Annotated in this window: 9 protein-coding genes and 2 pseudogenes; 6 read left to right on the forward strand and 5 right to left on the reverse strand. The window is 58.4% G+C overall.

The features are described from left to right. Positions 1 to 75: 75 nt before the first annotated feature. The gene (locus tag ACYZT7_RS06745) at positions 76 to 3,189 is read right to left on the reverse strand and encodes a transglycosylase domain-containing protein (RefSeq protein WP_462040424.1); all 3,114 of its coding nucleotides are present in this window, start codon (positions 3,187 to 3,189) and stop codon (positions 76 to 78) included. 257 nt (positions 3,190 to 3,446) lie between these two features. Then, positions 3,447 to 3,923, reverse strand: coding sequence for an REP-associated tyrosine transposase (locus ACYZT7_RS06750; RefSeq protein ID WP_462040425.1), 477 nt, complete (start codon positions 3,921 to 3,923; stop codon positions 3,447 to 3,449). Positions 3,924 to 3,985: 62 nt separating this feature from the next. Here ACYZT7_RS06750 and ACYZT7_RS06755 point away from each other — a divergent pair, with 62 nt between their 5' ends. Both ACYZT7_RS06755 and ACYZT7_RS06760 read left to right on the forward strand, forming a co-directional pair. Next, positions 3,986 to 4,195 (forward strand): hypothetical protein, encoded by a 210-nt coding sequence (locus tag ACYZT7_RS06755; RefSeq protein WP_462040426.1) that lies wholly within the window; start codon positions 3,986 to 3,988, stop codon positions 4,193 to 4,195. A 243-nt stretch (positions 4,196 to 4,438) separates the two neighbouring features. Then, positions 4,439 to 5,860: an amino acid permease gene (locus ACYZT7_RS06760; protein ID WP_462040427.1), complete on the forward strand. Its 1,422-nt coding sequence runs from the start codon at positions 4,439 to 4,441 to the stop codon at positions 5,858 to 5,860. Between the two features lie 56 nt (positions 5,861 to 5,916). On the opposite strand, the gene ACYZT7_RS06765 is transcribed toward ACYZT7_RS06760, so the two are convergent. Further along, complete coding sequence (locus tag ACYZT7_RS06765; protein WP_462040428.1) at positions 5,917 to 7,041, reverse strand: OpgC family protein; 1,125 nt, start codon at positions 7,039 to 7,041, stop codon at positions 5,917 to 5,919. A 256-nt stretch (positions 7,042 to 7,297) separates the two neighbouring features. Between ACYZT7_RS06765 and ACYZT7_RS06770 the strand changes: the two genes are divergently transcribed. From ACYZT7_RS06770 to ACYZT7_RS06780, 3 genes are read left to right on the forward strand one after another with little or no spacing between them, the layout of a single operon-like run. Beyond that, positions 7,298 to 7,672 (forward strand): GtrA family protein, encoded by a 375-nt coding sequence (locus ACYZT7_RS06770; RefSeq protein WP_462040429.1) that lies wholly within the window; start codon positions 7,298 to 7,300, stop codon positions 7,670 to 7,672. After that, on the forward strand, positions 7,669 to 8,610 hold the full coding sequence (locus ACYZT7_RS06775) for a glycosyltransferase family 2 protein (protein WP_462040430.1): 942 nt from the start codon (positions 7,669 to 7,671) through the stop codon (positions 8,608 to 8,610). Before ACYZT7_RS06770 ends, ACYZT7_RS06775 begins: the two co-directional genes overlap by 4 nt. A gap of 1 nt (position 8,611) precedes the next feature. Beyond that, positions 8,612 to 10,120 (forward strand): glucosyltransferase domain-containing protein, encoded by a 1,509-nt coding sequence (locus tag ACYZT7_RS06780; protein ID WP_462040431.1) that lies wholly within the window; start codon positions 8,612 to 8,614, stop codon positions 10,118 to 10,120. A gap of 25 nt (positions 10,121 to 10,145) precedes the next feature. Here the strand turns inward: ACYZT7_RS06780 and ACYZT7_RS06785 are convergent, their stop codons facing one another. Together ACYZT7_RS06785 and ACYZT7_RS06790 are read right to left on the reverse strand one after the other, a co-directional pair. Then, positions 10,146 to 11,765, reverse strand: a complete 1,620-nt coding sequence (locus ACYZT7_RS06785; RefSeq protein WP_462040432.1) for an FMN-binding glutamate synthase family protein — start codon at positions 11,763 to 11,765, stop codon at positions 10,146 to 10,148. Positions 11,766 to 11,945: 180 nt separating this feature from the next. After that, positions 11,946 to 12,401 (reverse strand): annotated as a pseudogene (locus ACYZT7_RS06790) (helix-turn-helix transcriptional regulator); the annotation flags it as partial. Positions 12,402 to 12,404: 3 nt separating this feature from the next. Between ACYZT7_RS06790 and ACYZT7_RS06795 the strand changes: the two are divergent. After that, a pseudogene (locus ACYZT7_RS06795) lies at positions 12,405 to 12,830 on the forward strand (nitrilase-related carbon-nitrogen hydrolase); the annotation flags it as partial. Positions 12,831 to 12,894: the final 64 nt, after the last annotated feature.

A 12,894-nucleotide genomic window follows, 5' to 3' on the forward strand; every position in this document is an offset into this window, starting at 1 on the left:
GCTGTTTTATAAGCGTTCGTCTTTGCAACGCATTGGAATTATCAATGCCGAAAATAATTAATTACCGCCCTTTTTTTATCCGCGGCGAGCTACCTCGACCGGCAGGCATTGCGTATGAGTACCCGGTTGCAGATACGGCGTCAGAATCGGCGCCATGCCCTTGAGCACCTGGACCGGCAACGCCGAAGTGAACTTGAAGGCCTCCGCCGTGCGCCCCGGCACGAACGCGGTCAAGGTGCCGAAATGGCTATCGCCGATGAAGAACACGAAAGTTGCTGTCCGGTTGATCGATTTCGAGCTGAGAATCCGTCCGCCCGAACCGATGGCTTCAATGCGGTTATCCCCGGTCCCGGTTTTGCCGCCCATGGCCAACGGTTTGCCATCCGGCGTTATGAAACTGCCAGAAACACGTTTGGCCGTACCGGCATCCACCACTTGCGACAAGGCTTCGCGCATGGCCGTGGCGACCTCGGAAGGCATCACCCGTTTACCGACGTCCGGGTCGTTGATCAGTTTGGTTTCGTACGGCGTGTTCGCCGCGAAGTGCAGGCTGTCGATACGCAGGGTCGGCATGCGCACGCCGTCATTGAGAATGGTGCCGATCAGTTCCGCCAATGCCGCCGGACGGTCGCCGGAGCTGCCAATGGCGGTGGCCAGCGACGGCACCAGGTGGTCGAACGGATAGCCGACTTTTTGCCAGCGCTGGTGAATGTCGAGGAACGCTTCGATCTCCAGCATGGTGCGAATGCGGCTGTCGCGTGCACCTTTGTGACGGCTTTTGAACAACCAACTGTAGACTTCCTGACGTTCGAAGTGGCTGGCTTTGACGATCTGGCTCCACTTGGCATCCGGGTTGTTCAGCAGGTAGCCCATCAGCCACAGATCCAGTGGGTGAACTTTGGCGATGAAGCCTTGATCCGGCAAGTCGTAGGCGCCGGGGCTGTAATTTTCGTAGAGCCGTTCGAGACGTTCGTCCGTGAGTTTTTCAGTGAGCTTGGCGCCTTTGAGGTGTGAACGCACGAAGGTGTTGAAGCTTTCCTGACTGGCCTGTGGCAACAGATAACGATGCACGGCGGCCATGCGAATCGGCGTCGGGCGCATGCTGTCGAGGAAGGTTTCGAGCCGTGCCTGGGTGTCCTTGTTTTTGTACCTCTTCCAGAACTTCAGCAAGAACGACGTGCCCTCGCGGTCGGCGAACGAGGCCAGGTATTCCTGACGCCGAGGGTCGCGGTCGTCCTTGAGCAATTCGGCACTGCTGTTGGGGCCGGAGTAGGTGGTGTAGCGCACCAGATCACGCATCAGCCGAATGAATGGGAGGTTGATCGACTCACGTATCGCATCGCGCAGAGTGGGTAAACGGCCGTTGTCTTCTTTGCGGAAGTTCACGAATGTGTGTAATCCACCGCCGGTAAAAAAGGCTTCGCCGGGGCTGGCGGAGTATTTGCGGTCCAGCGCGGCACCAAGCATTGCCGGCAGGTTGTGGTCTTTATTCTGGATCAGGTAATCGACGGCCCAGCGGCTCAGGCGATCCTGATCCGGGACGTCGACTTTCTTCAATTCCGGTACGGTCATCTCAGCGTACTTTTCGTGCAGCTCGGCGATGATTTGCAGATAGGTCGTCAGCACGCGCATTTTCGCGGTGGAGCCCAGTTCCAGCTTGCTGCCTTCATTGATATCGAACGGCTGATCGGTGCTGTCGGTCTGTACTCGCACCCGCGAGCCGTCCGGGGTCAGTTCGAACAGGGTGAAGCTGTAGCGCACTTGAGTGGTGCTGGTGGGCGTCAGCAGGCGTTCGCCCATCAGGCCAATTTGTGTGGCAAAAACCGGGTCGGCCAAATGCTTGAGGTATTCGGTGGCCTGGGTTTGCAGATCGCCTTGCAGCGTGCTGGTGGCCGAGAGATCGAGGCGATCGAGGTCGTACAGCGGTCGATTGAGCAACCCGCCCAGGCGGCTGCGCGCCACGCTGATGCCCTTGTTGGTTTCGATTGGCTGGATGGTGGGCTGGGTTTGCCAGTCGCGATAGGTCACTTTGCTGGCCAATGCCGCTGCGGCGAGGGGCGCATCGATCACGCCGTTCTGTGCCAGCAGGCGAATGTGGCTGTCGGTGAGGCCGGCCAGCTCCTCGTGACCCTTGGTCAGGTAATGGGAAGGGCGGCGCTGGGCAATCATCAACGAGAGCATTTCACGAAGCGCCAGGCCTTTTTCCGACATGCTTTTCGGATCTGTCGCGTTGCTGGCCAGCCGTTCGTTGGCCTTGTTGAAATCGGCGCCGTACCAAACGCGCAAACCCTCGGCCATGCCATGCACTTCACCGTGGCCCGGTACGGCCGACAGGGGCACGCTGTTGAGGTAATCGCGAACCACATTCTGCCGGGCTTCGAGGGTCTGCGGTCCAACCTGATAGGCGCGCACGCTGGCGGAAATCATCTGGCGGATTTTTTCCGCGCCCGACACGGTCAGGCCATCGGGCGAATGCCGGTACTTCTCAAGTTGCGTGGCCAGGGTACTGCCGCCCGCCGACTGGCCTGGCAGGTGCAACAACTTGGCGACCTGGGACCATGCCGCCATGCCGAACCGTGGCCAATCCACTGCAGGGTTGGCCTGGGGCTGACGCGGGTCGAGCAGAAAGCGGTTTTCGATGAACAGCAAACTGTTGACCACCACGGGAGGGATAGCCGCAAAGCTTGAATAAAGTTGTTGTGGGTATTTGTACTGGTAGAGCGGTGCCGCTCGGCAATCCGTGATCGACAGTCCAGCCTGAATTTTCTCCGCGTAGGGCACGAAAAGGCCCTTGTCGGTGTAGTCCATCAGCTTTTGGGAGAACCGGGTTTGTGACGCAATAACGTAATCGCGCTTGATCAGGCGCGGCAGGAATTCATCCAGGGAACTGTAGCCCAGACGCAGGTCGAAAGGCCCGGCGCCCGGATAGCGAATGGCGTCGCTGGGGCCGCGTTGCATGTCATAGGTCAGGGAGGCGGCAAATTGGCTGACTTCCCGGGATTGAAATTTCGAGGTGCGCATTTCCTTGGCGGCAGCCAGACCCAGGACAATCAGAATAATCAGCAACAACAACCAGAAAGCCCCCCAGCCGTGCCGGGAACGACGAGGTTTTTCAGGTAAAGGCGCTTCATCCACACGTTCAGTCGGGACCACATTTTTACTCGAATCGGTTTGCCATAAAACGCCCATAGTCGACTGATCCATTCACGCAAATTGATCGGGCTTGTCTGAAGCTTAGACGGTGGTTGGCGATGGCGAAAAAATTGTGAGCACACAAGTATCGTGGATCCACTTTGACCTGTGGCGAGGGGATTTATCCCCGTTCGGTTGCGCAGCAGCCGTCAGTCTGGTGAATGCGGTCTTTCTGAATGGGCACAGGTGACCGGTTTGGGGCGGCTACGCCACCCAACGGGGATAAATCCCCTCGCCACAGAAGGGGAGTGACGTTACAGCCAGCACACATCCCAGAGGGGGTAATTGCCGATTTTGTCTACGAGCCCTGCTCTCAACGGGTTTGCAACGATGTAACGAGCGAACGGCAGAAGCTCTTCGCCATCACGAATGGTTCGGTCGTGATAGCCGGATTGCCACAAAGAGCCACTTCGGCCGGTCATTTTGTTCACTGCCTGGGTGCATCGTGCTTTGGTGGCACCGATGACATTCCCTAAATTGCCGTCTTGCAATTGCATCAGCCAATGAAAGTGATCGGGCATGACAACCCAGGCGATTGAATTCACCAGCCCGGAGTCGTGAACCCGTCGCATTTCTGCGACAAGCAGGCGACCTAATTGCCAGTCAGAGAAAATGGATTGGCGATCATGGATTACTGCGGTGATGAGATAGGCACGACCGGTTTCAGAATGTCGGCCCAAGCGCAGACGATGAGAGTTAGGTTGAATAGGGAATTCATTGCTTCCTTGCAAGACAGTTAAGTGACGCTTTCAGGCTAGTAGGCAGTGATCTGTATCGACGCTGAGACTGTTGAATGAAATTTCTGATTCTTGCGAAGGATTTAGCGATGAGGCTTTTGTGGCGAGGGGATAAATCCTCTCAGCACAACAGCTCATACATCGCAAGGGCTGAAATGGCTGAGTTAGACACGTCGAACGATAAAAAAGGCCTGGGGCTGGGCATGACGACGCACCATTACCGTGCAATACTCCGCGCCGTTTCAGTGACGAATAATCCTGCATAAGCCAGGTAATGCCCCTCCGTAAACCGCGCTTTTCCCGAGAGTTCTCGCTGAATGTTGTGGTTTATAGAGTGAAAAGCCCTGAAGGAAGCTTTTTATACTGCACGCCCCGCTGATCTTGCAGGTTTTGTCCTACAAGACGGGTTTGCCCACGAAGCAGGCCCGGTTTCTCATAAGCAATGACTTACCAGTCAGCGCTTTGTTACTCGGTGGTCATATCCAATAACAAGATGAGGTTGTACCCCTATGCCAGTCGGCAATCACCTGCCCCACGGCGAGACCGCTCAAGGCGGCCCGCTCAAACGCGAACTCGGCGAACGGCATATTCGCCTGATGGCGCTCGGTGCCTGTATCGGCGTCGGCCTGTTCCTCGGTTCGGCCAAGGCCATCGAGATGGCCGGCCCGGCAATCATGCTTTCCTACATCATTGGCGGTCTGGCGATCCTGGTGATCATGCGCGCCCTCGGCGAGATGGCGGTGCACAACCCCGTCGCAGGCTCCTTCAGCCGTTATGCTCAAGACTATCTCGGCCCATTGGCGGGCTTCCTGACCGGATGGAACTACTGGTTCCTGTGGCTGGTGACTTGCGTTGCGGAAATCACCGCGGTGGCAGTGTACATGGGCGTCTGGTTCCCCGATGTGCCGCGCTGGATCTGGGCGCTGGCGGCATTGGTCAGCATGGGCTCGATCAATTTGATCGCGGTGAAAGCCTTCGGTGAGTTCGAGTTCTGGTTCGCCCTGATCAAGATCGTCACCATCATTGCGATGGTGGTCGGCGGCATCGGCGTGATCGCGTTCGGCTTCGGCAACGACGGCGTGGCGCTGGGGATTTCCAATCTCTGGGCTCACGGGGGCTTCATGCCCAACGGCGTGCAAGGCGTGTTGATGTCCCTGCAAATGGTGATGTTCGCCTACCTCGGTGTCGAAATGATCGGCCTGACCGCCGGTGAAGCGAAGAATCCGCAGAAGACCATTCCCAATGCGATCGGCTCGGTGTTCTGGCGGATCCTGTTGTTCTACGTTGGCGCGCTGTTCGTGATTCTGTCGATCTACCCGTGGAATGAAATCGGCACTCAGGGCAGTCCGTTCGTGATGACCTTCGAGCGTCTGGGCATCAAGACCGCCGCCGGCATCATCAACTTCGTGGTGATCACTGCCGCACTGTCGTCCTGCAACGGCGGCATTTTCAGCACCGGTCGCATGCTCTACAGTCTGGCGCAGAATGGCCAGGCCCCGGCCGGCTTCGCCAAGACCTCGAACAACGGCGTGCCACGTCGCGCCTTGCTGCTGTCGATCGGCGCCTTGTTGCTGGGTGTGCTGCTCAACTACCTGGTGCCTGAAAAAGTCTTCGTCTGGGTGACGGCGATTGCCACCTTCGGTGCGATCTGGACCTGGGTGATGATCCTGCTGGCCCAGCTCAAGTTCCGCAAAGGCCTGAGCGCCAGCGAACGTGCCGGCCTGAAATACAAGATGTGGCTGTACCCGGTCAGCTCGTACCTGGCGCTGGCGTTTTTGGTGCTGGTGGTCGGCCTGATGGCCTACTTCCCGGAAACCCGCGTGGCGCTGTATGTAGGCCCTGCGTTCCTGGTATTGCTGACGGTGTTGTTCTACGTGTTCAAGCTGCAACCGACCAATGTGTCGCAAGGTGCGGTGCATTCGGCTTCGTAAGGCGTAACGCCTGAAACAAAAAAGCCCCGGTCCATTTTGGCCGGGGCTTTTGCATTTCAGGCTGTCGCGGTTTGCACTGATCGATTCAGGCGTTTATTGAAGTCCAGCCACGCCCCCAGCAACGCCATCACCCCGGCACCCACCAACGCCGTGAAAACCTGCATGGCAAACGCATCGTCGGTCAGAGCGTTGAGCATGTCCGCCAAGGGCGCCAGCAGCACGCCGAGGCAGAAAACTTCCAGTGAGTAGCGCCCCATGCGGCAGCATTGCTGCGCCAGCCAGTTTTGCGTCCAGCCGTTGCCGGGCAAGAGCCTGGCGGTGACATAGGCCAGCGCCAGGAAGTGCAGCAGCCGGACCGGCGACAGATCGGTCTTGCTGATCGGGTACAGCAGGTTGCTCAGGCTGGCTGGCATCACGGCATCGTGTATTTCCGGCCAGCGCCAGGAGACAGTCATCACGCCGGTCACCACCACGTACACCGCCGCGCTGACAAACAAGGGCTGGCGCAACAGCGGGCGAGTGTCGGGCAACCGTGGCCGCAGCCCGTGAACCGCCGCAAAGCCGCCGAGGACAAACAACAGTTGCCAGGTGACGGGGTTGAAGTACCACACACCGTCCTTGATTGCCGCAAGGTTCCAGCCAAACCGCGGTGCAAGCAGGTACACCGCCAATGACACCGCTACGACCGCCCACGGCTTGCGCACCAGCAACGGCAGGACCAGCGGCAATCCCGCCAGCAGCACAATGTACAGCGGCAGTGGGTCCATCAGGTTTGGCTTGAAGCGCAGCAGTAACTCATCCGTCAACGCTTGCTGGGGGTTGGTGATGAAATGATGCAGGCCCATTTCCTCCACCAGATCGCGGGTTTCCACATGGCTGTTGGCGAAGAACACGATGCCCATCAGCATTGCCAGCAGGAAAATGTGGACCACGTAGAGCACCCAGGCGCGCCGCAGAATCTTCACGCAGGCGATCAGGTAACCATCGCGCGCAAGAATTTTGCCGTAGGCCAGAACGGCCGCGTAGCCGGCGAGAAACACGAATATTTCTGCGGCATCGCTGAAACCGACGTTACGCAGGGTGATTTGGCCAAGGGGGTTGTGAGGCACGTGATCCCAAAAAATGAAGATCAGTGCCAGGCCGCGAAAAAAGTCGATTCGGTGATCGCGCTCAAACGTCATGACGGCGGGCTCGTGAACGGATGTTGAGATAAGGAGTAGCCGAAGGCGCCAAAGGTTGCGCGCTGCACATTGGCGGCGCGCAGGGTGGCGTGATTCGCTGGTAATTGCAAAACCGGGATATTACGGGATGTCTCCTGGCATGGCGGTGGCCTTAACCGCTGGTCACCAAGAACCGCTGGTCTGAAAGGCCGTCAGATCTGTGATTTCTGACAGTAGACAGGTTCAAAGTTTTATGACGTGAAACGGGAGAGTCACCATGAGGCTCTTGTGGAAAGGATTTTCCAGCTACACGGTGGTCGGGGTCGCCAACACGCTGATCCACTGGCAAATTTTTTTCCTGCTGAGCGTGGGGGCCGGCTTCAGTCAGGCTATCAGCAACCTGGCTGCCTTCTGCGTTGCCGCGTCGTTTTCCTTCTACATGAACGCGCTTTATACCTTCGATGCCAAGGCGTCGGTCGGCGGTTATCTTCTATTCTTGGGAGCCATGGGGGCGCTGAGCCTGGGCGTCGGCCATGCCGGCGACGTGTGGAGACTTCACGGCCTGCTGACAGTGACCCTGTTTTCGGCATTGAGCCTGGTCCTTGGCTTTCTGTTTTCAAAGTACGTGGTCTTTCGCGAGCGTAACGCATGAAAGTCTCGTTGATCGTTCCGGTATTCAATGAAGAACAGGCGATCAGCCTGTTTTATCAGGCAGTGCGTCGCGAGTTGAGGCTTGAGCAGGCAGAGGTCGAGATCGTGTTTATCAACGATGGTAGTTCCGACCGTACGGCTGAGGAGGTCAAGGCCCTGGCGCAAGCCGATGAACAGGTATTGCTGATCAACTTCTCGCGCAACTTCGGCAAGGAACCGGCGTTGTTCGCCGGCCTGGAATATGCCACCGGCGATGCGGTGATTCCCATGGATGTGGATTTGCAGGATCCGATCAGTGTCATCCCGCGGTTGATCGACCAATGGCAAAAAGGCGCGGATGTGGTGCTCGCCAAGCGCCGGGATCGTACCGCCGATAGTTACCTGAAACGTCACAGCGCGTCGCTGTTCTACCGTGTGCTTAACCGTATCGCTTATACCCGGATCGAAGAAAACGTCGGGGATTTCCGGCTGATGGATCGCAAGGTGGTCAACGTTATACGTGCGCTCCCCGAGCACCAATTGTTCATGAAAGGCGTGCTGTCGTGGGCCGGGTTCACCACCGTGGTCGTGGAATACGAGCGAGCCAGGCGAGTGGCGGGCACCAGCAAGTTCAATGGCTGGAAGCTCTGGAACCTGGCGCTGGAAGGCGTGACTTCGTTCAGTACAGTGCCGTTGCGTTTATGGACTTACGTCGGTGGCGGTATTTCGATCTTCGCGGTGCTCTACGCGGTGTACATGGTGCTGGACAAGGTTTTGTTCGGTAACAGCGTCCCCGGTTACCCATCGTTGATGACCGCGATTTTGTTTCTCGGCGGCGTACAGCTGATCGGTATCGGCATCCTCGGTGAGTACGTCGGCCGAATCTACATCGAAGCCAAGCATCGGCCGCGCTACATCGTCAAAGACGTCGTCGGCGGCAAAGACCGGCTCGGGTTTTAGCATGGGCAGGTTCAGCGACTTTTTCAGCAAGGAACTCGGGCGTCGCCAGGTCTGGCTGTTTTTTCTGTTGGCGACCTTTGTGTATGTCGTTCCGCTCATCCTTGCGGACTATCCGTACATCGATGACAACTGGCGATCCCTGTCCGCCGGTACAGCCTGGGCGGGGCAGGGGCGGCTATTCACCGAGCTGTTCTACAACCTGCTCACCTTCAGCGATGCCGCGCCGAACATCTTTCCGTTGCCGCTGTTGATCACCACGCTGGCCATGGCCGCGGCGTTGACGAGCTTGACGTTTCATTACTACCCGCAACCGACGATTGCTTGCTGCCTGGTGCTGTTGCCGCTCTGGTACAACCCGTTCTTTCTGCAAAACCTGTCCTATCAATACGACGGGCCCGCCATGGCGTTGAGCCTGGTGGCGGTCATCTACGCGATCACCTTCCGTCACCCTTCGCGCATTCTGCAGTGGCTGGTGCCCTCGTTCCTGATTGCGTTGGCGCTGGGGCTCTATCAGGTGAGCCTCAATGTGTTTCTGGGCCTGTGTTGCCTGGAGGTGCTCAGGAGCGCGAACGACAAGTTGGCCTGGCCGCAATGGTGCGGGCTGATCGGCTGGAAAATATCGCAGGCCATCCTGGGCTGCTTGATTTACAGCGTCAGTGCTTATCCGTTCATGAATGCAAATCGCACCTTATTGTTGAACTGGACGGCGCAGCCCCTGCTGCAACTTCAAATCAACATCGACCGAGTGCTGGAAAAAGTCGTGCTGCTGTTTCACGGCGGATTTACCTGGGTGTTCGCCGTACTGCTGCTGTGTGCCATTGCCGGCAGTGTCCGGCTGGGGCTGAACGTGCGGGAACGTCAGGACACAGGGCTGAAGAAAATCCTGATCGGCTTGGTATGTTTACTGACATTGCCGGTCGTGACGCTGCTGGTGTCGGGTGTTGCGCTGTTTTTTCGGGACTTCAATGAAGGGGCCAGGACGTTGATGGGCTTCGCGGTCCTGTTGGTGCTGTTGTTCTACTTGAACCATCTGGCGCTGGCACGAATCCACGAACGGCTGCCGCTGTTGCTGGCGGTTCCGCTGTTGGCAATGCTTTCGCTGTCGTATGCCTATGGGCGGGTGCTGACGGTGCAGAAAGCCTTCGCGTCCAGCGCGTTGTTAAGTCTTGAGCACGACATCGCGTCGAATCGACAGCTGCTCGAAGCCAAGCGAATTTACATGTCAGTGACCTATTCCGATCACTGGCTGCTGGGGGCGACGGGCTCGTTCAAGCAGATGCCGGTGTTGCACTATCTGCTGAACATCGACTTTTTCATGCTGGCCGAGAACCTGCCGAAAGTGGGCATCACCAATGTCGTTGCGGAGAGGGAGCGACGTAACGCGACCCGGGTGGGTTATCAGGGTTATCCACCGGTGGTGGAGAACCCGTACTACCGGATTTATCTGCTGGGCGATTACGGTTTTATCGTCATGAAAGAGCCGGCTCCGATCAAGGCGCTTCGCTGGTGAAATGTGATGACAGGGGTCGCGGGGTTCAGGCCGCCGCGACTTCGTTCGGCTCAAAACTATCCGCCCGAGCCATCTGCCACATCCGCGAGTAAAACTCGCCATTCACTTCACCGGTCAGCAATTCCCCCGGTTTCAAGAGCACATGCAACTGCGAGAACAGTTTGATCTCGGTCGCCGACATGCGCCGTACCAAATGTTTGGCTGATAGCTGCGAAGGATGTTCCAGTCCCGCAGCGGCGAGCATTTCCGCCAAAGCTTTGAGTGTATTGCGGTGAAAGTTGAAGACGCGTTGGGCCTTGTCCGGAACCACCAGTGCGCGTTGGCGCAGGGTGTCCTGGGTGGCGACACCGGTCGGGCATTTGTTGGTGTGGCAGCTTTGCGACTGGAGGCAGCCGATGGCGAACATGAAGCCACGTGCCGAGTTGGCCCAGTCGGCGCCGATGGCCAGCACGCTGGCGATGTCGAAGGCGCTGACGATCTTGCCGCTGGCGCCGAGCTTGATCTTGTCCCGCAGGTTCAGGCCGACCAGAGTGTTGTGCACGAACAACAAGCCTTCGCGCATCGGTACGCCAATGTGGTCGGTGAACTCCACCGGCGCCGCACCGGTGCCGCCTTCCTTGCCATCGACAACGATGAAGTCCGGGAGGATGCCGGTTTCCAGCATGGCCTTGGCGATGCCCATGAATTCCCACGGGTGGCCGAGGCAAAACTTGAAGCCCACCGGTTTGCCGCCGGACAGTTCACGCAGTTGCGCGATGAAGTGCATCAGCTCGATCGGTGTGGAAAACGCACTGTGCCGTGATGGCGAGATGCAGTCTTCGCCCATCAGGATGCCGCGGGTTTCGGCGATTTCCTTGGTGACTTTGTGCTTGGGCAGAATCCCGCCATGACCGGGCTTGGCGCCCTGGCTCATCTTGATTTCGATCATCCGCACTTGGGGCGTCTGCGCTTGTGCCGCGAAGCGTTCCGGGTCGAAGCGACCGTCGGCGGTGCGGCAGCCGAAGTAGCCGCTGCCGAGTTCCCAGGTCAGGTCGCCACCGTTTTCTCGGTGATAGGCGCTGATGCTGCCTTCGCCGGTGTCGTGGGAGAAATTGCCGAGTTTGGCGCCCTGGTTCAGCGCCCGAATAGCGTTGGCGCTAAGGGAGCCGAAACTCATGGCCGAGATGTTGAACACCGACGCCGAGTACGGTTGCGCGCACTGCGGGCCGCCGACCATCACCCGGAAACTGCTCGGGTCGCTCAGCGGCGCCGGGCGCATGGAGTGGCCGATGAATTCGAAACCCGACTGATACACGTCGATCAACGTGCCGAAGGGTTTGTCGGCGCTTTCGTTTTTGGCGCGCGAATAGACCAGCGAACGCTGGGCCCGGGAGAAGGGCAGGGCGTCGCTGTCGGATTCGAGCAGGTACTGGCGGATTTCCGGGCGAATGCCTTCTACCAGGTAGCGGATGTTGCCGAGGACCGGGTAATTACGGCGCACGGCGTGAGGGCTTTGCAGCAGATCAAACAGGCCTACGAGGCTGAGAACGCCGGTGACAGCGGTGATCGGCCAGAGCCAGTCGTGTTCCAGAAAGGGCAGACTGGCGAGGGTGAAAATCACACAGACGGCAAAGAAGGCGTAGCGGCTCAGGAGTGACAGGCTCATACGGTTTCCTTGGGTTCGGACTCAATAGTGTTCAGCACTGTGGAGTACCTGACACACATCACTGTGGGAGCGAGCTTGCTCGCGATGGCGCCGGGTCAGCCAACATCAATGTTGAACATGAAACCGCTATCGCGAGCAAGCTCGCTCCCACAGTAAAGCGAAAAGCATCCCACCGGGCAGTCAGGCATGCTGCGCCTGGAGAAATATCGAAAACAGCTCGGACTGGGACTTGATCCCCAGTTTGCTGTACATGTGTTTCTTATGGACTTTCACGGTTTCGACAGAGATTTCCAGCTTACGGGCGATTTCTTTACTGGAGCAACCGCTGAGCATCAACCGCCCGACATCCAGTTCCCGAGCGGTCAATTGCGTGCCTTTGAGTTGCTGCACCGAGGCTTCCAGCTGCACCCGCCAGTCGCCCTGGATCGGCGCTGGTGCGAGGGCCACGACTTCGTTGATTTCGTAGGGCAGGCGCTGGCGCAACAGGCCGAGCACCCAGGGCTGGATCAGCGACAGCAAAGCAATCTGCTGGCCGCTGAAACGCTGCTTGCTGCCCAGTGACAGGCACAACGTGCGGTCGCCTTCGAGCTGGCAATTGAACTGGATTTCATCGGCCACCACATTCAGACGAAAGTAGCTGTGCGGGTCGGCCTGTTGATTTGCTACGACATCGAATTCCCTGAAACCGCCCGTGCCCTGGCGCAATTGGGGGCTGAACTGCTGATCGTCACCAACGGCAACATGGACCCGTACGGCCCGACTCACCGCACCGCGATCATGGCCCGCGCCCAGGAAAACCAGGCGTTTGCGCTGATGGTCAACCGGGTAGAAGAGGGCGATGGCGGGTTGGTGTTTGCGGGTGGCAGTGCGCTGGTGGATCCGCTGGGGACTTTGTTGTTCGAGGCCGGGCGGGAGGAAGGACAGTTTGCGGTGGAGCTGGACCTGAATCAGCTGACGGCGGCGCGGCAGGATTATCGGTATCTGGATGATCAGCGGCTGCGGTTGCCGGGGGAGGTGGTGGAGCAGGTCGGCGGTGTTCGGGAGTTATTGATTCCTGAGCGTTGAACCAGCCCTCACCCTAACCCTCTCCCGGAGGGAGAGGGGACTGACCGTTGAGTCTTCAAGAAAT

The sequence above is a fragment of the Pseudomonas sp. RT4P38 genome, from assembly GCF_054897765.1.